Genomic DNA, 21,614 nt, shown 5'->3' on the forward strand with positions numbered 1-21,614 from the left:
AAGGGGTGAAGATTGGGCCGATAGGGGTGTGGCCGCCGGTTGTGCTGGCGCCCATGGCGGGGATCACGAACTCGCCTTTCCGGGTGCTGTGCAGGGAGCAGGGCGCCGGACTGTTCGTCTGCGAGATGATCACGACGCGGGCGCTGGTGGAGCGCAATCCCAAGACGTTCAGGATGATCAGGTTCGCCGAGTCGGAGTCGCCGAGGAGCATCCAGCTGTACGGCGTGGATCCCGTGACCGTGGGGCGGGCGGTCAAGATGATCGCCGAGGAGGACCTGGCCGACCACATCGACCTGAACTTCGGGTGCCCGGTGCCGAAGGTGACCCGGCGGGGTGGGGGCTCGGCCCTGCCGTACAAGAGGAACCTGCTGCGGCGCATCCTGCGCGAGGCCGTCACGAACGCGGGACCGCTGCCGGTGACGATGAAGATGCGCAAGGGCATCGACGACGATCACCTGACCTATCTGGACGCGGGGCGGATCGCCGTCGAGGAGGGCGTCGCCGCGATCGCGCTGCACGCCCGTACGGCCAAGCAGCACTACGGCGGCGTCGCCGACTGGGAGGCGATCGCCCGTCTGAAGGAGGCGGTCGAGGAGATCCCGGTGCTGGGCAACGGCGACATCTGGAGCGCCGACGACGCGCTGCGCATGGTCGCGCGGACCGGGTGCGACGGGGTGGTCGTGGGGCGCGGCTGCCTGGGCCGCCCGTGGCTCTTCGCGGACCTCGAGAACGCCTTCAACGGCGATGACTCCAGGAAAACGCCGACGCTCGGCGAGGTGGCCGACACCATGGCCAGGCACGCCGAGGGCCTGACCGAGTGCTTCGACCAGGAGCGGTACGCGATCGCCGACTTCCGCAAGCACGTCGGCTGGTACCTCAAGGGGTTCAGCGTCGGCAGCGCGCTGCGGCGCGAGCTGGCCACCGCCGAGTCGCTGGACGGGCTGCGCGAGAGCCTGGCCAAGCTCGACCGCGACCAGCCGTGGCCGCCCAACACCGACACCCCGCGCGGCAAGTCAGGTGAGCGCGGCAAGGTGCACCTGCCGGACGGCTGGCTGGACGACCCGTGGGACTGCGTCGTCCCCGAGGAGGCCGAGTCGGACATCTCCGGCGGCTAGTGCGGCCCGTCGACCTCCGTCCCGCAGGGGCCGCCGCCCGTGGCGGGCTCCAGGCGGATCGGCTCGCCGTCCATGGTGATCGTCGGGTAGTACGTGGCGATGCGCTCGGCCGACCGGCCGGCGTAGTGGCAGATGAAGCTGCGCCTGAAGCGGTCGGCGGTGGTGTTGGGCTCCGAGCCGTGCACCAGGCTGCCGTTGAAGAACAGCACGTCGCCCGGCTCCATGTCGACCGGCACGCGCTCCAGCCCGGGCGGCGGCGCCACGTAGTCCCGCGTGAACGACACGCTCGGGTCGGCGTCCTCGGGACAGAACAGGTCCATCCTGTGCGTCCCCGGCACGACCTCCAGCCCGCCGTTGGCCCTGTCGACCTTGTCCAGCGCGATCCACGCGGCCACGCAGGTGCCCGGCTCGACCTGGAGGTAGAAGTTGTCCTGGTGCAGCGCCTGGCCCTTGGCGCCGGGAGGCTTGAAGTAGAACATGCTCTGGGCTGCTATCGGCTCCTCCTGCAGGAGCTCGCGCAGTATCGCCGCGATCCTGGTGTCCAGCAGGTAGCGCAGGGCCACGTCGTTGACCTGGTGCGGGTGCATGACGCGCGGGTAGTCGCGCAGCACGTCGTACGGCCGGCCCGGCTGTTGCGGAACCGGACTGAAGTGCCCGGGGATCGGACCCCTGGCGTGCAGGGCCATGAACTCCTCCCGCAGCTCGGCCACCTCGTCCGGTGACAGCAGCGCGGGCACGATCACGTAGCCCCGTTCCTCGAACTCGTTGCGCCTCATACCTCTCACGGTAGGGAGCCCGCATGGGGAAGGGTATGTCTGTGACCGCTGAGAACATGTCTGTTCCTGCTGCCGAGCTGATGATCGTGGGCCACCACGACAAGCCGCCCGGCTACGCGATCCGCCGTTCGGCCGGCTCGCCGAGCTGGCTGCTCATGTGGACGCAGGCGGGCGCCGGCTCGGTCGAGCAGTCGGGTACGGCCTGCCTGGCCCGGCCCGGCGACCTGGTCGTGCTGGGATCCCGGGCGCCCCAGCACTACCGGGTCGCGCCCGGGCACGCGCACTGGCGCTTCTGGTGGGCCCACTTCCAGCCCCGGCCCTCCTGGCAGGGGTGGCTGGCGCCGCACACCCTGGTGCCCGGGTTCCACCTGGTGGCCGGGGTGCCCGCCGCGCTGCACCCGCGCATCCTGGCGGCCTTCCACCGCGCGCACCACGACGCCCGCCTCCCCGCCGGCCACCCCGAGCCCGTCCCCGACCCTGAGCGGGGACCGGGGGACGCCGTCGCGCCGGCGGTCGCGACCGCGGCTCCCGCGCGGGAGCTGGTGCTCGGCGCGCTCGAGGAGATCCTGGTGCTGGCCACGTCCTCGGCCAGGGCGGGGGAGGAGCCGGGCGACCCGCGGGTCGCCCGGGCGCTGGCGCTCATCGCCGCCGAGCCGGGCGCGCGCCACTCGGTCGCGTCCCTGGCCGGTGCGGTCGCCCTGTCGCCGTCGCGCTTCGCCCACCTGTTCGCCGCCGAGACCGGCCGCACGCCCATGCGCGCCGTCCGCGAGGCCCGGGTGTGGCACGCCGCCCGCCTGCTCGAGGCCACGGACCTGGACATCGCCCAGATCGCCACGGCCTCGGGCTTCGTCAGCCCCTTCCACTTCAGCCGCGCCTTCCGCCAGGAGTTCGGCCTCTCCCCGCGCGGCTACCGCGGGGGGCTCAGATGACGCGGCGTATCCGAGGGCGCAGCCGTACAGGCCCTGATCCGCGAGCAGCGCCGCGGCGATTCCGGCGCGGCCGGCCAGCAGCCGGACGGTCCCCGCGGCCAGCCCCGCGCCGATCAGGTCCGGCCCGTCGGCGAACAGCAGCACCGCCGCGGGCGACATGCCCCGGCCATCCAGATACCGCTCCAGCTCCGGCGGCGAGTCGGCCGTGACGCCGGTGACCCGGCGGGCGTACAGGGTCCATCGCGGCAGGGCGTCCGGGTGGATCTCCTCGGCCGCGGAGCGTGCCCGCTCGATGAGGCGGGCCAGGCGCCGCCCGTCGAGGGGACGCTCGGCGAAGGCGGAGGTCGCCGGGCGCCTGACCGGGCGCGCCGCGCGGGGACCGGGGGAGAGCTCGACAACCACGGCGACCCGCTCGCGTTCAGGGTCGAGGTCGAGCCGCTCGTCCAGCGAGCCGTCCCGCGGCGGCCTGCGGGCTCGGGCACGCAGGCCGCGGGCGCGGACGCCCGCCGCGAGCTCCGCCAGCGTGATGCCAGCCTCGATGCCCGCCTCGACGCCCGTCGAAGCGCGCGTCGCGGGACACGTCAGCACGACCGCGGGCCCGTCGCCCCCGGGCCGCCCCGACCCCGCGAGCTCGACCAGCTCGCGCGCGATCGGGTCGGCGAAGTACGAGGCCGCGCCGTCGCGCACGTAGAGCCGGACCGCGCCCGGGGGAGCGGGCAGGCCCCGCAGCCACGCGGGCAGCGGCAGGCGGCGTTCCGTCAGGTATCGGCTGCTCGCGCCGCCCGCCCCGACGACGGGCGGCCCGATCACCCGCACCCGCCCGCCCGACTCCACGACCTGCACGTCCCTGTGCACGGGCCCGTGCCCGCCCAGCAGGCGCAGGGCGATCCCGGCGATCGTCCCGGCCGCCGCGCCCGCCAGCGCGGCGGAACAGTCCGCACCCGCGTCCGGGACGACACGGCCCAGCGCGATCGTGGAACTGCCCGCGCTCACGTGCAGCACGGCATCCACGCCGGGTTCGTTCACCGCGATGGTCAAGGAGCCCGGCCCCACCTCGACTCCGGACTGCGTCAGCACGGCGGCGATCAGTCCGCACAGCCGATGGCGGCCCACGACGGCCACTCGCGAGGCGCGCAGCCGCCGCCAGACGCCATCCGCCCGCTCCGGAGGGAACGAGCGCCGCAGGCAGACCCGCAACGCCGAGTCTTCGGGATCGGGCGTCCACGGCCTGTCCAGCAGTCTGACGAGGCCGAGCCGTACCAGCGCGGAGACCAGGGCGGGCGGGAGCCCGAGCTCGCAGGCGGTCCTGCTGCCGTCGAGCAGGGGAAGCAGCACGGGCAGCACGTCGCGCGCGAGAGGCCCGGTGAGGGTCTGGCGCCGTTGCCCGCCCTCGACCACGTATCCGTCGGCGACGGGGATGAAGGCCAGCCCTTCGGTGAGGCGCGGATAGGCGTTCATGTCCCGCACCCCCGGCAGGCGTGGGCGGGCACCACCCGCCACGAGACGACCTCGTCGGTGCGGCAGTCGATCGTGACCAGGGTCCCGGCCTCCGCCGTGTCGATCAGCGCCAGCGCCATGCCCGCCGCCATCATGACCTGGTGCGGCGCGAACCCGCCCACCCCCACCTCCGGATGTGCGGCCAGGGCCGCCTCGACGCCGTCAGCCGGACCGTGCTGCCGCACCCGGGTGAGGTAGCACTCGTGGCAGGGCGCGATACCCGGCACCACGGCCGGCCCGACCCTGAGGTACGGATGCGCCTGGGCCACCGCCAGCCACGGCGTCCGCGCCGTGGCCGCGAACGCCTCGAACTCGGCGGGCACGTCCCGCCACGCGGCGCGGACCGCGAAACCGGGCCCCGGCTCGCCGGCCACGCGCACCGTGCGCCCGGTGCCCGCCAGCAGGGCGCGCAGCTGCTCGGCGAAGCTGTGTCCGAAGTCCCCGCTGGGGCTGATCCAGATGTCCATCTCACGCCATCGGCTGGGGGTAGGGGTTGAGCCGGTGTTCCGGCAGGGCTCGGAAGCCCATCCGGGGCGGCGCGGTGAACAGGCGCCGGTGACCGCGGTACTGCACCAGCGGGCGGGCCGACATCGGCTGCAGCTCGGGGATCAGCACCCGGACGGCGACGTGCCCGCTCTCGCGCAGCTCCCGCGTCGTGAGATCGACCGCCAGCGCGCCCATGCCGAGCCGCTCCAGCCGCCGCAGCAGGAAGGCCAGCCGTTCCCGATCCGAGCGCGGGCCCGCCTCCCGCGGCGCCGAGCAGGGCCGCTCGCCGAGCAGGAAGCCGAACGCCGCGCGCCTGCTCCTGCGCGCCATCGCGGCCGCGCCGTCGTCGACCGAACGGTAGTCGGCGTACCTCCTGGGCACCGCCTGCTCCTGGATCCCCGGCCGCAGCCCCATGGTCTCAAGCAGCGCGTGCTCGGCCAGGTCGCCGACGTCGAAACCGCAGGCGGCGCCCACCATCTGGGCGCCGCGCGGCGCCCGCTCGGTGGTCTGCAGGCAGTACACGACGGGCACGCCGACGTCGGTGGTGGCGTCGAACAGGTGGGAGTCGATGCCGCGTGCCGTACACCAGTCGATGATCGACCGGGCCGCGGCGGACAGGCAGGACGGCGCCAGCCTGGGCAGCGGCAGCCGCTGCAGCCACGTCAGCGCGAGCGCGTCCCGCTCGATCACCTCGCAGATCGCGCCGACGGCGGCCGCCTCGAAGCCGGTGTGCACGGCGCAGCCGGTGGAGATCGGCACCCAGAAGTTCTCGGCGTCCAGCTCGGGGAACTCCAGGAACACCATGACCGCGGGCACCAGCACGCGCCGGCCCGTGCGCAGCTCCTCGGCCTCTACCCAGCGGATCGGCCGCTTGCCGTCGAAGCCCGTCACGGGACAGCCCGGCCTGGCCAGCTCCCTCACCGAGCAGCGCGGGATCCGCTCGGGATCCAGCGCCTGCGAGCCGAGTTCCGCCGCGGTGGCCACGGTCAGCCGCCGCCGGTCGACGACGAGCCCTGCGTAGCGTTCGAGCGCCTCGGCGACCGCGAGCAGCCGGGCCCGCTCCGGGTCGCCGTAGGCGCGGCCGATCCCGTAGCCGGTCCTCGCGTTGCGGCGGAACGGGCCGCCCACCGCCGACGGGTTGCCGGTCCAGGAGGTGAACATCGAGCACTCGCGCGGCAGCCAGCCGCCGGTGGCGACCGGCTGCGGCCGGCCGACCGCCCCGAACGGGCCGGCCAGGTCGAGCAGGCTGGTGGCCATCGGTCACCCTCCCAGCAGCGCGGGCAGCCCCGCGCCCCCGGCGAGCCGTCCGCCCGCCGCCAGGTGCAGATCCCGTACGGCGAGCGCGACCTGCCTGCTGACCGCCCGGGTGCCTGCCTTGGCCTCGTACCAGAGCCAGTCGCCGTCGGCGTTCACCTCGAGCAGCACGGCGCCGTCCTCGGTCAGCAGCACGTCGAACGCGCCGAACCCGAGCCGCCAGCGCGCCGCCAGCCCGGTGACGAGCCCGGCCACCGGCTCGGGGCAGTCCGCCTGCCGTACCTCGACCGTCTCCTGGTCGTGCCAGATCGCCTCGGGGGAGGGTTTGCGCACCTCGAAGGCGACCAGCCGGTCGCCGATGGCGTAGACGCGGTACTCGGCCAGGTGCGGCACGTACTCCTGGACGACCAGCGGCACCGGCCCTTCGCCGTCCGCGAGCTCGTCCCGCGTCAGGATCCGCGGCAGGACGCCGTCGAGCGTGCCCGGCTCGGGCTCGACGAAATGCGGGCCGAGCGTCTTGACCACCACCCGGTCACCGGGCAGGAGCCCGGCCCCCCGCGCCGGCGCGGTCGTGACGACCGTCGCGGGCACGCGCACGCCCGCCGCGGCGGCGCCGGCCAGCTGCTCGAGCAGCCCCAGCCGAGGGCCAGGCAGGTCGTGCGGCGCCAGCAGCCGCGACTGCCGGACCAGCGCCAGCCAGGACTGGCGGCGCAGCAGCCCTGCCGCGGTCCGCGGGTCCGTCATGGCCGAGGACCAGAACCTGCGGGTCCAGCACGCCGTGGGCCGCACCAGGCCCTCGCCGAGCCGGAGCACCCCCGGGCGGGCCAGGTCCAGCTGGATCGGGCCGAGGGCGTCGGCGTCGACGCGGCGGGTGGGGACTCCTGCCAGGGCCAGCAGCCGCTCCAGCGCGGAGACCTCGGCGTCGGCGCGCCTGGTGAAGAACACCACGCACCCGCCGGCGGCCGAGCCAGCCGGGTCCGCCGCGCCCGGGTGGGCATCGGCGGACAGCACGAGCGTCCGATGGTCGAGGATCATCGCCGCCCCACCAGGACCTCCTCCGCCGCGGCCAGCAGGTTGCCGGCCAGCGTCACCGTGGCGGGAGCGGCCGTGCTCATGGCCGCGCCAATCCGTTCGAGCAGCAGCGCGTGCTCGTCGGCCAGTGCCGCCCCGTTCGCCCTGCCACGGGCGCGGATCAGGATCTCCAGCCCGATGGCCGCCTGGACCGCGAGCAGGCCGAGCACGTCCAGATCGGTCAGTTCGCCGCGCGGGGCGGCCGACGGGTCGAGCACCTCCAGCACCCCGAGGCAGTCCGACTCCCTGATCAGCGGCGCGGCCATCAGGCTGTTCGGCACGAATCCGGTCGACTCGGCCGAGCCGCGGGCGAACAGCGTGCTGGAGGCCAGGTCGTCGACGTGGACGGGCTGGCCGCTCATCGCGACCCAGCCGGCGATGCCGGTCCCCGAGGGGAACCTGGTGCCGGGCAGGTGGGCATCACCATTCCCCGAGACGGCCTCGAAGACGAGCTCCCCGGTGTCGCCGTCGACCAGGAAGATCGACGCCGCGGCCGCGCCGAACAGCAGGCGCGCCATCTCGACCACCGAGTGCAGCAGCTGACGCTCGGTCAGCGGCGCCCGGCCCTCCGGGCGGGAATCCGGCAGCGTGTAGTCATGCAGGGGCATGGCGTGCTCCGTGGTGGGTGACGTTGTGCGCGGTCTGGAAGAGCACCGACCTGAGCTGGAACGGGGTGAGCCAGCGGTGCTTGCTGAGGATCAGCGCACACAGGCCGGTGATGTGCGGCGCGGCGAAGCTGTTGCCGCTGTTGCGGGTCTGCCCGCCGCCGGGCGAGGCGACGGGCACCGCCAGCCCCCTGGCGTAGAACTCCACCGGCGGCGCCGGGTTGTAGTAGTGCAGCAGCGGATCGGCCTGGTCGTGGCTGGCCACCGAGATCACCGAGGCGAACGACCAGGGGAAGCTCCGCACCGGCATGTTGTGCGCGGACACGACCAGGACCGAACGGCGGAAGTAGGCCCGGTCGGCCAGGGCGTGCAGCGCGGGCAGGAACTCCGGCTTGGTGGTGGACAGGCTGAGATTGACCACGTCGAAGCCCGACTCGATCGCCCACTCGAGCCCGGCAAGCAGCGCTCGCCCCGTCCCCGTGATGGACTCGGTGAGCACCCGCATCGACGAGATCGCCGCCTCGGGCGCGATCGAGCGGATGATGCCGGCGCAGGCCGTGCCGTGCCCGGCCAGGTCGATGGGCTCCGACGGCACGATCCGGGGGGCCCGGCCGTCCTCCAGCTGGACCGTCATGGCCTCCTCCAGCGGCGCAACCAGCGGGTGGGAGCCGTCGATCCCGCTGTCGACCACGCACACCCTGATCCCTGAGCCGTCCGCGCCGCCCCACGCCCAGTCGGCGGTGACGTCGGCCAGCCGGGAGGCCGGCAGTCCGCGTAGCGGGCGCCGCGACGTCGGCGCCCCCCAGGCCGGCAGCCCGGGAAACTGTTCCTGCTCGCCGTCGTGCCAGGGCAGGGTCACCGTCCACCTCCGTCGCCCGCCGCCCAGCGGCGCACCGTCCCGGCCGGCAGCGTCGCCCCTTTGGCGAGGTAATGGGCCTCCGCCGCGTCGATCGCCACCCGGTACGGCCGGCCCGCCATCCGGGAGATCGCGGCGAACTCGAACCAGGCGTCCCCGAGCAGGCACGGGTCGTCCGTGGAGATCCCGTCAAGGGTCCGCGCGGCCAGCTCGAACCCCTCGGCCGGCCGCCCCTCCGCGCACGCGAACCGGGCCCGCACCAGCTCCAGCCAGATCCGCGCCCGCGCCACCATGCCGATGGTGTGCTCGCCCGCCTCCAGCGCGTCGAAGGCCGCCCTGGCCGTGCCGTACCGCCCGCAGCGCAGCAGCTCGCGCACCGCGTACACCTCCAGCGTCAGCGCGGGCTGCAGGTGCCCCTGCTCGCGCAGCATGGCCGCGGCCTCGCCGAAGCGGCGGGCGGCCGGCGCGTGCTCGCCCACCAGCGACAGCAGCACCGCCTCCGACTGGTTGATCGCGATCTCGGGGAACGCCGCGCGCAGCGAGGCGGCGTCCTGCCGCGCCGCCGACAGCGCCGCCCTGGCCTCGTCCACCCGTCCGGCCAGCGCGAGCAGGCGCGCCCGCGCCGCCATGACGGGGATCAGCAGCAGCCGGTCGGCCTCGAACCCGCGCAGCAGCTCGCCGCACAGCCGCAGCCCCTCGGAAACGGTGGCCGGCGACCACTGCGCCAGCTCGCACAGCGCGTTCGACAGCCGGTGCTCGATCCAGCGCTCCTCCAGCCGCCGCGCCCGCTCGAGCGCCGCGTGGAACTCCGCCTCGGCCCTGCCGACCTGGTCCTCGCCGAGCGCCACGAACGCCTTGAACTGGTGCATCAGGCACCGGCCAAGCTCGTCGACCGCGCTCGGGTCAAGCCGCCGCTCGTGCGCGGCGATCGCCGCCCGCGCCGCCTCGAACCCGAGCCGACCCAGCCGGAAGCGCACGATGTCGCGCTGCAGCCTGAGCACGACCCGGCCGTCAGCCGCGGCTCCCTCCAGTCCCGCCTCGAGGACCTCCAGCGCCCCGCCGCCGTCCCCCAGCGCCAGCCTGGCCTCGCTCAACCGCACGGTGAGGTCGGCGTAGTGCCGCCCGCGCTCCGCGTGCAGCTCGAGCGCCCGCTGGAACAGCGACCCGGCCGCGACGGCGTCGCGCCTGTGCAGCGCCGTCGTCCCCTCCTCCGCCAGCAGCCGTACGGCCAGCCCCGCCAGCACCGGCAGCCGCGGCTCGTCGGGACCCACCTCGCGGAACAGCTGCGTGGCCCGCTCGGCGTGGAACATGGACTCGGCCGGCGACGGCGCCCGCTCGGCCAGCAGGGCGTGCCAGCGGGCGCGCGACGACTTGGCCGTCATCGCGTAGCAGGTGTCGCGGACCAGGCTCTGCCCGCACCGCATCCGGCCCGCGCCCAGCGGCTGGATCAGGCCACGCCTGCGCAGGCCCGCCAGCGCCACGCGCACGTGGGCGCTCGCCGTACCGTCCTGCTCGGCCAGCACGAGCAGCTCGTCGTCGGCGAAGTCGCTGCCGCAGGCGGCCGCCCACTGCAGCGCGCGCCGCTCCGCGGGCGGCAGCGCGTCGATGCGCGCCCGCAGCATCGCCGAGATCGTCGGCGGCGCGGCCGGCGGAGAGCCGTCGTCGGCCAGCGCGTCGATCATCGCCGTCACGAAGAGCGGGTTGCCCGCGCTCAGCTCGACGATCCTGGCGGTGACCGCGTCCTGGCCCTGCCCGGCCACCTCCGCCGCGCCGGAGGTGAGCGTCTCGACCAGGCCGAGCGTGTCGGCAGGGCCCAGCGGGCCGAGGCCGATCCGCTCGGCGCCCGGCACGCCCGCGTCCTGGCGTTTCTCGAGCAGTTCGTTCCTGGCGACACAGACCACCAGCACGGGCACGCCCGACAGGCGGCGGGTCAGCTCGTCGAGCAGCCCGAGCAGCGCCCCCTCGGCCCACTGCAGGTCCTCCCAGACCAGCACCAGCGGCCGGCTCCGCGCGATGCCCGTGAACAGCCGGGTCGCCGCCCAGCAGATCTCCTCGGCCCCGGCCGGCACGCCGCCCGCCTGCTCGGGCGAGCCCGCCACCGCGGACAGGGTCCTGCGCGCCCGCTCGCCCTGCTCTCCGGAGCCGAGCAGCCGCTCCAGCCCCACCCAGCCGCCCGGCAGTGAGTCGCGCAGCATCGACGCCAGCGGATGGAAGGTGATGTCCTTGCCGTACGGCTGGCAGCAGCCGGTCAGCACCAGCGCCCCCGCCAGTTCGGGACGGGCGGTGAACTCCAGGACCAGCCGCGTCTTGCCGATGCCCGCCTCGCCGTGCACCAGCACGCACCCGCAGAACCCCTCGGCCACCACCCGGAGATAGCGCTCGAGCAGCCCGTCCAGCTCCGCCGAGCGCCCGACCATCGCGGTGCGGGCACCGGCGGGAGCCGCGACAGCCGAGGTCACCCGCCAGGCCCGCTCGGGCAGCGCCTTCCCCCTGAGCGCCAGCGGCCGGAGCTCCTCCAGCCCGACGCGCCCGCGCACAAGCTGCGCGGCCTCGCCGTTCAGCAGGGTCTCGCCGGGCCCCGCGGCGCTCTGCAGCCGCGCGGCCGTGTTGACCGTGTCGCCCACGATCCGCAGCTGCGCCCCCGGGGTGGTGATCACGACCACCTCGCCCGAGCCGATCCCGCAGTGCACCTCCAGGTCCGCCTCGATCGGCCCGAGCTCGGCCGACAGCCGGTGCACCGCCTCGACCAGCGCCAGGGCCGCCCGCGCCGCGCGCAGCGCGTCGTCCTCGCGGGCGACGGGGACCCCGAACACCGCCATGATGGCGTCACCGATGTACTTCTCGACCACCCCGCCGTGCTCGGTGATCAGGTCGCTGCACACCCCGTAGTAGCGGCGCAGCACGCCGTGCAGGAGCTCCGGATCCAGCCGCTCGCCCAGCGCCGTCGACCGCACCAGGTCGACGAACAGGACGACCACGTTCTTGCGGGCCTCGGGGCCCGCCTCCGCGACCGCCGCGACGGCTCCGCAGGAGGAGCAGAACCGGTCGCCGTCCGACAGCCGCGAGCCGCACACCCGGCAGTCCCAGGCGCTCCCGTCCACGTCACAGGACCTTGAGTTCCTGGCCCTGGACGTCGGGGGCGGCCTCGTCGAGGCGGCGCTTGAGCCGGACGAGGACCTCCACCTCGGCTCGCGACAGCTGCGCGAGCACCTGCTTCTGCTCGGCGGACAGCAGGTCCACCCACTGGCCGCTGCCACGCAGCGCGGCCAGAGCGTCGAATGTCATGACGCGGTCACCCCTTTCTCGGCGAACTGGTCGCCGTGCCGGTAGTTCCTGAAGACCCGCCGGCTGAGCGCCCACAGGCCGCCGCAGGCCATGCCGCACCCGGCGACCACGAAGAACGCGGCCACGCCGTACCGCTCGACGCCCCAGCCCGTCACCGCCACCGACAGCGGGAAGGTGCCCGACATCGCCAGCAGCATGACGCTCATAACCCGGGCCAGCAGGTGGCGCGGCGCCCACCGCTGCAACATCGTCATGATGGCGATGCCGGACCAGCCGTTGGCGACGGAGAACACGGTCACGCACACCGTGGCGCCCACCAGCCCGCCGGAGTACGGCACGGCCGCCACCGACGCGCCCATGACCAGCACCAGGATCGCCAGCAGGTAGCCGGGACGAGGACGCCGCCATTGCGGCCTGGCAAGCAGCGCTCCCGCGATCATGCCGACGCCGAGCCCGGCGAGCATGACGCCGTAGCCTCCGGCACCGAAGTCCTCGTGGGCCAGCGTCGGCAGGGCGACCTCGGCGATGCCCGCGTAGACGACGTTGCCGATGATGGCCGCCACCAGCAGCACCTGGAGGAGCCTGCCCTGGAGCAGCACCGTCCCGAACGTCACCGCGTGGCCGTCGGCGACCTGCGCCGGCGCCTGCTCCCTGCGCGGCGCGCGCACCGCGAGCAGCGCCGCGGCGGAGACGAGGTAGGAGCCCGCGTCGACCAGCAGGGCGGGCGAGGGACCCAGGCGGGAGACCAGGATCCCGCCGAGCGCCGGCCCGAGCAGCGTGCCCAGCTCCGTCGCGACCGTCGACAGCGAGTTGCCCGCCGTGAGGTCCTTCTCCGGCAGGATGCCGGGCAGCAGCGCGTAGGAGGCGGGGACGAACACCCCGCTGCAGACTCCGAACGCCACCGCGATGGGCGCGAGCACGGCCAGCGACGGGGTGACCGTACCGGCCAGGAGCGCGAGCACGCCGACCAGGCCGAAGCGGACGGCGTCGGTGACCAGCATGATCACACGTGGGCCGAAGCGGTCGGCCAGCACGCCGCCCGCCGGGATCGCGACCGCCCTGCTGACCCCGAAGCACGCCAGCACGACGCCGAGCAGGGCAGGCCCGCCGCCCGATGACAGCACCAGCCACGGCAGCGCGATCGCGTAGCACAGGTCGCCGACGCTGGAGGTGAACTGGCCCGCGAGCAGCCACGGGAATCCCCGCACGGCCATCGGCCCCGACGCCGGCAGGGTCAGCGGCGTGCGGCTCATGCGGCGTCCTCCTTCATGATGTCGCCGACGATCCCCGCCACCTGCGCAGGCGAGGGCAGGCCGGGGCCGACCCGGTCGTCCTGCCCGGCGATCTCCCAGCACCGCGTCATCACCGGCCCGGCGATGTGGTGGCCGTCGGCCTTGAGCTGGGCCACGTTCCGCTGGACGCTGGGCTTGCGCCACATCTGCTCGTTCATGCTGGGGAAGAAGATCACGGCGCCCTCGTGCGCCAGCAGCGCGGCCGTCAGCAGGCTGCCGGCGAAACCGTGCGCGGCCTGCGCGAGCACGTCCGCCGTGGCGGGCAGCACGATGAAGCGGTCGGCCCAGCGCGCCAGCCGCGCGTGCCCTGGCTCGAAGTCGTGCTCGCCGTCGCAGAAGACGGTCTCGCTCACCAGGGCGAGCGTACGGGCGGGCAGGAACCTGGCGGCGCTCGCCGTCATGACGACCCTGACCTGTACGCCGGGCAGCCTGCGCAGCTCCAGCAGGTAGCCGGGCAGGTTCATCACGTTCGCCGCGCCGCAGGCGCCGACGAGCAGCCGCGAGCCCACCTTGGATCACCCGGCCTCGACGGGGTGCAGGCCGAGGCGCTGAGCCGCCAGATCGAGCCGCCCCTGGACGTTGAACTTGTAGCCGGGACACGGCGGGTTGCCCTCGTGCCAGGCCTTGGGACACGAGCCGCCGCACGTCGGCAGGAACACGCAGTCCCTGCACCACGACTTGCCCTGCTCGACCTCGTCGTACCAGCCGTCGAACTCGCCCTCGGGCCGGAAGACGGTCAGGTCGTCCTGGCTGATGTGGGCCAGCGCCGAAGTGCGCTCGGACTCGGGCACCAGCGGGTGGTCGGTGCAGGAGAAGATGTTGCCGGTGCCGCTGATCAGCTCCGACGTCGCCTTGACGGCCGGGCAGGTGACCCGCTTGGCCAGGCTGGGCATCCGCATGAACGGCAGGCCGCGCTCCTGCATGCGCCGCAGCCAGCCCAGCTCGCGCTCGGCGTAGTCGCGGTCGGCCAGCTCGATCGCCGACACGTCGTTCCCCCACGGCCGCACGCGGGCCAGGGTGAAGTTGACGTTCGGCTTGTCGAAGCCGAGCTCGGCCATCAGGTCGATGTAGCGCGAGACGCTGTCCTGGTTGTGCACGTCGACGTTGGTGCGGAAGTCGAACACCACGTGCCGGTAGTCCTCGCGGTCCAGCGCCGCCCTGATGGTCCGCACGATCTTCCAGAACGAGCCGCCGCCGCTCTTCAGCGGCCGGTGGACGTCGTGCACCTCGGGCGGGCCGTCCACGGTCAGGTAGAACTTCTCGACCCGGCACTCCTTGATCAGGACCTCGAGGTTCCTGCTATTGAGCAGCGAGCCGTTGGTGACGATCTGGGAGGAGTACCCGATGCCGCGCTCGTCGGCCTCTCGCACGAAGTGCTTGCTCAGGTCACGGATGACGGCGTAGCCCATCATGGGCTCCGACCCGAACCAGTCGACCAGCGCCCGCCGCGTGCTCGGCAGCCGCATCGCGCGCAGCACCCGCGCCCGCACCCGGTCGCGGTGGTCGGCGGTGAGCCCGCCGCGCACGTGCTCCTGGCCGCAGTACGCGCAGCCCATGTTGCAGTACGAGGTGGGCAGCAGGATGAAGTTGACCAGAGACCTGTCGAGCGCCGCCGCCCGGTTGCGGCTCAGGATCTCGTCGAGCTCGTCCTGGCCCTCGGGGACCACGATCTGCGCCTCGCGCAGCGCCGCGCGCATGCCCGGGGAAACCGGGTCCAGCTCACCCGCGCGCAGCGCGTCCGCGACCTCAGGAATGACGAACATCAGCTCCGCCGTGCGCGTCGCATAAACAATGTTCACGCGCAGGCCCGAGCCGTCGTCATAGACATTGTCGCTCACCACGAAATAGTGGCCGATCTTCTCCTGCACGTTTCACTCCTCACCGCGCGAAGATGGTTGCCGGCCCGCGCGATACGGGCGGGCCGGCTGGGCTCCGCCGTCAGCAGAGGCAGTTGTTCTTGTTCATCTGTCCTTCGACTTCGGGCGCTGCGGCGTTGAGGCGCTCCTGAATGGCGCTGACCACGCGCATTTCCTCCGGGCTCAGCTCCTCGAACACCGCCCGCTGGGACTCGGGAAGCCTGTCCAGGCCGGCGGCGCGCAGGGGCTCGAGGGGATCGTTGGACATGCTTGACTCCTCTTTTCCGAATGCGGATGTCCGCTGTCGAGGCCGACGATAAGCAGCCCCGCAGAACGTGTCCAGGTGTTTCTTCGGGCGAATTCCTAAGACGTGTTCCTAAGACAAGCCGGGCAATTCTTAAAAAGCACTTCTATTAATTTCCTGCTCAAGTACGCTGCGCCTGAGCGAGCAACGGATGTCAGAATTCTCGGAGGCAGGGATGCCGGTTTTCCTCACCCAGGCGCCAGCGGTCCGCCGGACGAGTCGCAGGGTGAGCACGCTGCCCTATCTGCTGGTGAATCCACCGCTGACCGACCCGACACAGCCCTACCACTCGATTCCCTATCTGGTCGGCGCCGCGCGGGCGGCCGGTTTCACCGGCGAGCGCTGCGTCGACGCCAACATCGACGCGCTGAACGAGCTGGCCCGCCCCGACCAGGTGGCCGCCCTGCTGGCCAGGGCGGACGAGGCGAGGGACCGCATCGAGCACCTGCCACGGCTCACCAGGCTCGACGAGCTGACCTACGAGTCGGCGCTGGCGGCGCAGACGCTCACCCCCGACCTGGTGAGCAGGGCGATCGAGGTCTTCAAGGACGAGGAAGCCTTCTACCACTACCCGACCTACCGCCAGGCGGTCCTGGTGATGAAGCGCTGGCAGGACCTGCTCTGCCTGGACGGCGTGCCCAAGAGCATCGACGGCTTCGGCATCTTGCCGGGCGGCGTCGTCAACCTGTCCTCCTACCAGGACTTGTGCGATCCGGCGGTGATCGACCGGCTGACCGCCCCCTTCGACCCGTACATCAAGGGCGCCTTCGCCGACGTGCTGCGCGAACGCGAATGGGCGGTGGTCGGCTTCTCCGTCGCCTTCACCGGCCAGCTCCCCGCCGCCCTGCGCCTGGCGCGGGAGGCGCGCGCGGCGCTGCCGTCCGCCGTCATCGTCTTCGGCGGCACCGAGGTCTGCGACGACGTGCGCCTGGCCAGGGAACCGAAGAACTACTGGAAGCTCTTCAGCGACGCCGACATCATCGTGCCCGGCGAGGGCGAGTCGCCCTTCTGCGACATCCTGCGCGCCGTCCACGACGGTCGCGGCTTCGACGGGATCCCCGGCATCCTGACGCACGGGTCGACGCCCGACACGCCGCCCATCACCTACGAGAACGTCGCCGAGCTGCCCGCCCCCGCCTACGACGTGTGGCAGTGGGACTCCTACTGGACTCCCGAACCCGTCGTCCTTTACAGCCCTACCCGCGGCTGCTACTGGAACAAGTGCACCTTCTGCGACTACGGCCTGAACCTGGACAGGCCCACCTCCCCCTCCAGGGAACGGCCCGTCGAGACCGTGCTCGAGGACCTGGCCGCGATGTCCGCGATCGGCAGGACGGTCTACTTCTCCGTCGACGCCATGTCCCCCAGATACCTGCGCAGGCTGAGCGAGGCCATGGCCGATGCGGGCACCGGCGTGCGCTGGAGTGCTGAGCTGCGGCTGGAGCGGACCTTCCCCAAGAGCGACATGGCACGCCGCCTGAGGCGATCGGGATGCGTGGCCATCTCCTTCGGCTACGAGTCGGGCTCGCAACGCGTGCTCGACCTCATCGACAAGGGCGTCAACCTCGCCGAGGTTCCGGCCATCCTCGGCCACCTGGCGGAACACGACATCGGCGTGCAGATGATGGGCTTCATCGGGTTCCCCACCGAACGCGCCGACGAGGCGGAGCGGACCTACGACTTCCTCATCGAGCACGGCGAACTGTGGGCCCTGGCCGGCATCGGCACGTTCTCGCTCACTCCGGGATCCATCGTGGCCAAGAACCCCGACAGGTTCGACATCGACATCCTCCCGTTGCCCGCCACCCAGGACATCGCCCGCTACCTGCCCTGGCAGGGCCGTCTGGAGCGCACGCCGCAGTGGCCAGGAGAGGCCGACGGCCGCGTGGGGGAGGAGCGCGCCGCAGCGCTCGTCAGGACGATGGACGACCGGCCCTTCGTCGGCGGCCTCGACACCGCGCACACGCTGCTCTATTTCAGCAGGTACGGCCCGCGGCTGACCCCGGGCAGCCCGGGCGACGAACCCGCCGGCAGGCTCGCCCGTGTCGCCCGGCTCGACATCCCCTTCCGCAACGTCGAGGAGTTCACCCGCTTCGAGGACCTGCGCGATGAGTACTTCGCGCAGCAGCGCGACGGCGGCGCCACCTCGAGCAGGATGAGCGCCTGGCTCGCCTGGCCCGGCCGGGCCAGGCGCGGCGCCGCCACCGTCGCGATCACCCCGTCGGGCGCCGTCGTCGCCCTCGACGCCCACGACCCCGGCCTTCCCACGGAACGGCTGACGGAGCTGGTCACGCTGGCCGCACGCATGCGAGGCGATGCCTGACGTCCGCCGGCCGGCAGGCGGCCTGGCGGGCCGGGGCCTGAGACCAGTGCGGCGACCCGCACTGGTCTTAGGACCACCGCGATGTTTCTTAGGATCACCGGCCCTGTAACCCGGATGAAGCCGGCGGCGGCCGGGTGTGAACGAGCTGTCATCGGCCGATGTCATCGTCGGGATGTCGAGCGCTCGAGCCGAGGAGGGGCAAGAGTGGTGTCATTCAGCAGAGTCGAGAAGATCTCCCTGGACCGGCTCGTCATCGGCGACCGGCAGGTGCGCACCCGCGAGGTCGAGGAGGACATCGACGAGCTCGTCGCCAACATCCGCGTTCACGGCCAGCTGGAACCCATCATCGTCGCCCCGCTGAACGACCACGACGGCCACTACGAGATCCTGGCCGGCCAGCGGCGCTGGCTGGCGATGCGCAGGCTCGGCGCCAGCGAGATCACCGCGGCCGTCATCGACGAACGGCCGGACCGCGACGTCGCCAGCGCCCTGTCGATCTCCGAGAACCTCATCCGCAGGGACCTGAGCGTGCTCGACCTCATCGACGCCTGCACCAGCCTGTACAACCGGTACGGGTCGATCAAGGCGGTCGCCGAGCGGTTCGGCCTGCCGTACGGCAGGGTGCGGCGATACGTGAAGTTCGACCGGCTGCGGCCCGAGCTGAAGGAGCTCGTCAGGGACGGGGCGATAGACCTGAGGACGGCGATCAAGCTGGAGGACCACTGCCAGCGCGGCGAGGTGGACGAGCGGCAGCTCAGGCAGCTCGCCGCGGAGGTGGCCGGGATGTCGATGGCCCAGCAGTCCGACTTCTTCAGCGCCGGTGAGCAGGCCGGCCGCGCCCCGCACAAGCCGGGCTCGGTGAAGCAGATCATCGTCACGCTCACCATCCCCGACCTGGAGGCGCTCAGGGCCTGGGCGCGCACCAGGAACCTCACCCAGGACAGGGCGGGCGCCCGCATCATCGCCTCGTTCCTGCGCGACGCCGCCCGCGGCGCGCCCCGTAGCCCCTGACCTCAGGTGTTCCTGCGGATGATCTCCGGGGTCGGCGGGCGCCGCTCCGCGTCCATGCCGCGCCTCTCCGCGGCGGTGATCAGCCCCAGGTCGTACAGGATCGCTCCGCACGTCCGCCGGGACTTCCTGGCTGCCTCCGGCTCGCCCAGGTCGTCGTGGCAGCGGCTCAGCCCCCACCAGTGCTCGGCCTCGTCGTAGGTGCCCGTACGGCGGGCGTCCGCGTCGGCCTGCAACGCCTGCCGGTAAAGGCCCGCCGCCCGCTCGGGATCGCCCTTGAGCCGCCAGGCCTCCGCCAGGTTGCCCAGCAGGCTGCCGAGCCCGAACGGGTCGTCGGCCTCCCGGTGGATCACGATGGCCTGGTCATGCGCCTGGATCGCCTCGTCGTAGCGGCCTGCCTGCTGGTAGGCGATCCCCAGATTGCTCAGCGTGATGCCCTGGTTGAACCGGTCGCCCTGCCGCCGATCCAGCTCAAGCGCCTGCAGGTAGCAGTCGATCGACTCCTCGAACCTGCCGAGCAGCCCGAGCGCGCCCGCCAGCCGATCGAGCTGCGTCGCCTGGCCGCGCGCGTGCCCGATGGCGCGGTAGGTCTCCAGCGAGTCCCGCAGCTCGTCGATCGCGTCGCTCAGCCGCCCCAGGTGCGAGCGCGCGTCGCCCAGATCGCCGTGGCTGATGGCGTGCTGCAGCGGGTCGCCCGTCCGTGCCGCCGCCTCGACGGCCAGCTCGCACAGCGCGAGCTGCTCCTTCCACAGCCGCTGGTATCCCAGCGGCAGATAGAGCGCCGCCGCCAGCGCCACCACCAGCGACGGCCCGTCCTCGAGCGCCGCCGCGGCCTGCCGCAGCACCGTGGCGAAGCTCGCCGCCTCCTCCTTGACCCAGACGTGGACCTGCTGGTTGGTCTCCAGCGGCCGGCCCGCGGTGTCCAGGTGACGCGATCCGCATTCCGTGCGCCAGGCGGCGTCCGGGTTGAGGCGCAGGCACGCCGTGCGGGCTGTGGCCAGGTACCAGTGCGCGACCTCGCGCACCGCCCGCTCACGCTCGTGCGGCGCCTCCTCGCGCAGGGCGCGGTCGTGGGCGAACTGGCGCAGCAGATCGTGCATGCCGTAGCGGCCGGGGGAGTAGTTCTCCACCATGTGCAGGTCGACGAGCCGATCGAGGAGGTCCTCCGCCGTTCGTTCCTCGACCTGCGCCAGCGCCGCCGCGACGGCCACGTCGACGTCGGGCGTGGCCAGCAGCCCGAGCCGCCGGAACATCCGCGCCTCATCGGCGTCGAGCTCGTCGTAGCCGACCGCGAAGCTCGCCCGCACCGCGCGGTCGCCCGCCCGCAGCTCGCCCAGGCGGTGCCGGTCGACGGACAGCCGGTCGGCCAGGGTGCGCACGCTCCAGGTGAGGCGCGCGTTGAGCCGGGCTGCCGCGATGCACACCGCCAGGGGGAGCCGGCCGCACCGGCTGACGACGTCCTCGGCGGCGTCCGGCTCTGCCCGCACCCGGTGCCGGCCGACCAGGCCGGCGAACAGTGACAGGGATTCCTCCTCGGGAGGCAGATCAAGCCGGACGTGGGTGACACCGTCGAGCTCGGTCAGGATCCTGCGGCTGGTGATCAGGACCGCGCCGTCGCGGTCGCCGGGCAGCAGGTCGCGGACCTGGGCGGCGTCCAGGGCGTTGTCCAGCACGATCAGCAGGCGCCTGCCCGCGACCAGGGAACGCAGCTTGGCCGCCGCCTCCTCGGTCTCCACCGGCACCGCCTGGCCGTCCAGCCCGAGCGAGCGCAGCATGCGGCCGAGCGCGGCGGCCGGGGCGAGCGGCCTGACGTTGGGGGTGGAGCCGCCGAGGTTCACATACAGCTGCCCGTCCGGGTAGAGCCCGGCGATCCTGTGCGCCACATGGATCGCCAGCGCCGACTTGCCGACGCCGCTGCATCCGGAGATCGACGCGATCGCCGACCCATCGCCCCGCGGCGCCGACAGCAGCGAGCAGAGATTCTCGACCTCCCGCGCGCGCCCGGTGAACGTCCGCACGTCCATCGGCAACTCCGCCGCGACCGGCACCACGGAATCACACCCGGTCGTGGTGCCCCCGGCACTGGCGAGGGCGCCGGTTCCCGAGTGCGGCGGCGAGGACGCGCCGGTGTCCGTGCGCGGTGGCTCCTGGAGCAGGAGCGCGTGGGCCGCGCGCAGCTCGTCGGAGGGATCGACGCCGAGCTCGTCGGCGAGCCTGTGCCGTACCTGCGCGAAGTGCCGCAGCCCCTCGGCCCTGCGCCCGGTCGCCGCCAGCAGCCTGATCAGCCGCGCCTGCAACGGCTCGTCGAAGGGAGCGCCCGCCGCGAGATCACGCACCTGGCGTAACGCGGCCTCGGGCCGGTGCGCGCGCAGCGCCAGATCCGCCGCCCGCGACGCGCACGCGGTGCGGGCGCGCTCCAACCGGCCGATCGCCGGATGCGCCCGGATGTTCTCCGGCGCGCCCTCCAGGACCACGCCCCGCCATTCCTTCAACGCCCGCAACGTCAGGCCCAGCCCGGCGTCCGGATCGGGCTCGCGTCCCGAGGCTTGGTAGAGGCTCATGAACCGCGCCGCGTCCAGCCGCTCCCCGGGCAACTCGAAGAGATACCCGCCGGACCTGACGTGCTCGATCGCGTGCGCCGCCCCTGCGTGGCCGCGCATCCACGACCGCAGCCGCGAGATGGTGGTGCGCAGCGCGCGCACGCTGGTCCCCGACGGCCCCCAGACCAGGTGGAGCAGCTGGTCCTCCGACACGGGACTCCCGTCGGAGAGCAGCAGTACGGCGAGCAGCCAGTGCACGTGCTGCCCTGGCAGGCGCACCCCCCGCCCGGCCCGCGTGATCTCCAGCCTGCCGAGGACGCGGAACTCGGCGTGCTCGGTGCTCGCCTCGCCGGCCGTACGGTCTGCCGCCAGTTCTTTTGGCACCTCGATCGCCCCTTGCATCGCCGCGGGTGAACG

At 73.1% G+C, this 21,614-nt stretch carries 17 protein-coding genes; 4 read left to right on the forward strand and 13 right to left on the reverse strand.

Translation table 11 applies throughout. The features are described from left to right. Positions 1–5: 5 nt before the first annotated feature. The gene (dusB, locus tag KIK09_RS39030; RefSeq protein ID WP_308164578.1) at positions 6–1,115 is read left to right on the forward strand and encodes a tRNA dihydrouridine synthase DusB; all 1,110 of its coding nucleotides are present in this window, start codon (positions 6–8) and stop codon (positions 1,113–1,115) included. Here dusB and KIK09_RS39035 read toward each other — a convergent pair. Beyond that, the gene (locus KIK09_RS39035) at positions 1,112–1,891 is read right to left on the reverse strand and encodes a phytanoyl-CoA dioxygenase family protein (RefSeq protein WP_214324508.1); all 780 of its coding nucleotides are present in this window, start codon (positions 1,889–1,891) and stop codon (positions 1,112–1,114) included. The genes dusB and KIK09_RS39035 overlap by 4 nt on opposite strands. Before the next feature lie 80 nt (positions 1,892–1,971). Here KIK09_RS39035 and KIK09_RS60735 point away from each other — a divergent pair, with 80 nt between their 5' ends. After that, on the forward strand, positions 1,972–2,820 hold the full coding sequence (locus tag KIK09_RS60735) for a helix-turn-helix domain-containing protein (RefSeq protein ID WP_372455742.1): 849 nt from the start codon (positions 1,972–1,974) through the stop codon (positions 2,818–2,820). A 1,454-nt stretch (positions 2,821–4,274) separates the two neighbouring features. On the opposite strand, the gene KIK09_RS39045 is transcribed toward KIK09_RS60735, so the two are convergent. The 11 genes from KIK09_RS39045 to KIK09_RS39095 form a co-directional block, all read right to left on the reverse strand. Beyond that, on the reverse strand, positions 4,275–4,784 hold the full coding sequence (locus KIK09_RS39045) for a TOMM precursor leader peptide-binding protein (protein WP_214324510.1): 510 nt from the start codon (positions 4,782–4,784) through the stop codon (positions 4,275–4,277). A 1-nt stretch (position 4,785) separates the two neighbouring features. Further along, positions 4,786–6,060, reverse strand: coding sequence for a YcaO-like family protein (locus KIK09_RS39050; RefSeq protein WP_214324511.1), 1,275 nt, complete (start codon positions 6,058–6,060; stop codon positions 4,786–4,788). A 3-nt stretch (positions 6,061–6,063) separates the two neighbouring features. Beyond that, complete coding sequence (locus tag KIK09_RS39055) at positions 6,064–7,092, reverse strand: ATP-grasp domain-containing protein (RefSeq protein ID WP_214324512.1); 1,029 nt, start codon at positions 7,090–7,092, stop codon at positions 6,064–6,066. Beyond that, positions 7,089–7,736 carry a GAF domain-containing protein gene (locus KIK09_RS39060; protein ID WP_214324513.1) on the reverse strand — a complete coding sequence of 216 codons (648 nt, stop codon included), beginning with the start codon at positions 7,734–7,736 and terminating at the stop codon, positions 7,089–7,091. The genes KIK09_RS39055 and KIK09_RS39060 overlap by 4 nt, the downstream gene beginning before the upstream one ends. Further along, on the reverse strand, positions 7,723–8,592 hold the full coding sequence (locus tag KIK09_RS39065; protein ID WP_214324514.1) for a S8 family serine peptidase: 870 nt from the start codon (positions 8,590–8,592) through the stop codon (positions 7,723–7,725). Before KIK09_RS39065 ends, KIK09_RS39060 begins: the two co-directional genes overlap by 14 nt. Beyond that, positions 8,589–11,690 (reverse strand): adenylate/guanylate cyclase domain-containing protein, encoded by a 3,102-nt coding sequence (locus KIK09_RS39070; RefSeq protein WP_214324515.1) that lies wholly within the window; start codon positions 11,688–11,690, stop codon positions 8,589–8,591. Before KIK09_RS39070 ends, KIK09_RS39065 begins: the two co-directional genes overlap by 4 nt. Before the next feature lies 1 nt (position 11,691). Further along, complete coding sequence (locus tag KIK09_RS39075; protein ID WP_214324516.1) at positions 11,692–11,874, reverse strand: aroma-sacti cluster domain-containing protein; 183 nt, start codon at positions 11,872–11,874, stop codon at positions 11,692–11,694. Further along, a complete protein-coding gene (locus KIK09_RS39080; protein ID WP_214324517.1) occupies positions 11,871–13,127 on the reverse strand; it encodes an MFS transporter in 1,257 nt (418 codons plus the stop codon). Before KIK09_RS39080 ends, KIK09_RS39075 begins: the two co-directional genes overlap by 4 nt. After that, positions 13,124–13,675 (reverse strand): flavoprotein, encoded by a 552-nt coding sequence (locus KIK09_RS39085; protein ID WP_214324518.1) that lies wholly within the window; start codon positions 13,673–13,675, stop codon positions 13,124–13,126. The genes KIK09_RS39080 and KIK09_RS39085 overlap by 4 nt, the downstream gene beginning before the upstream one ends. Positions 13,676–13,681: 6 nt before the next feature. Next, entirely contained in the window at positions 13,682–15,034 is a 1,353-nt protein-coding gene (locus KIK09_RS39090; RefSeq protein WP_214324519.1) for a radical SAM/SPASM domain-containing protein, read from the reverse strand. A gap of 70 nt (positions 15,035–15,104) precedes the next feature. Then, on the reverse strand, positions 15,105–15,290 hold the full coding sequence (locus tag KIK09_RS39095; protein WP_214324520.1) for an aroma-sacti cluster domain-containing protein: 186 nt from the start codon (positions 15,288–15,290) through the stop codon (positions 15,105–15,107). Between the two features lie 262 nt (positions 15,291–15,552). Here KIK09_RS39095 and KIK09_RS39100 point away from each other — a divergent pair, with 262 nt between their 5' ends. Both KIK09_RS39100 and KIK09_RS39105 read left to right on the forward strand, forming a co-directional pair. Beyond that, the gene (locus KIK09_RS39100; protein ID WP_214324521.1) at positions 15,553–17,649 is read left to right on the forward strand and encodes a B12-binding domain-containing radical SAM protein; all 2,097 of its coding nucleotides are present in this window, start codon (positions 15,553–15,555) and stop codon (positions 17,647–17,649) included. A 207-nt stretch (positions 17,650–17,856) separates the two neighbouring features. Continuing rightward, a complete protein-coding gene (locus KIK09_RS39105; RefSeq protein WP_214324522.1) occupies positions 17,857–18,660 on the forward strand; it encodes a ParB/RepB/Spo0J family partition protein in 804 nt (267 codons plus the stop codon). A 2-nt stretch (positions 18,661–18,662) separates the two neighbouring features. Here KIK09_RS39105 and KIK09_RS39110 read toward each other — a convergent pair whose 3' ends face one another. Beyond that, positions 18,663–21,581, reverse strand: coding sequence for an AfsR/SARP family transcriptional regulator (locus KIK09_RS39110; RefSeq protein ID WP_214324523.1), 2,919 nt, complete (start codon positions 21,579–21,581; stop codon positions 18,663–18,665). Positions 21,582–21,614: the final 33 nt, after the last annotated feature.

It is taken from the genome of Nonomuraea sediminis (assembly GCF_018531495.1).
GTDB classification, from domain to species: Bacteria; Actinomycetota; Actinomycetes; order Streptosporangiales; family Streptosporangiaceae; genus Nonomuraea; species Nonomuraea sediminis.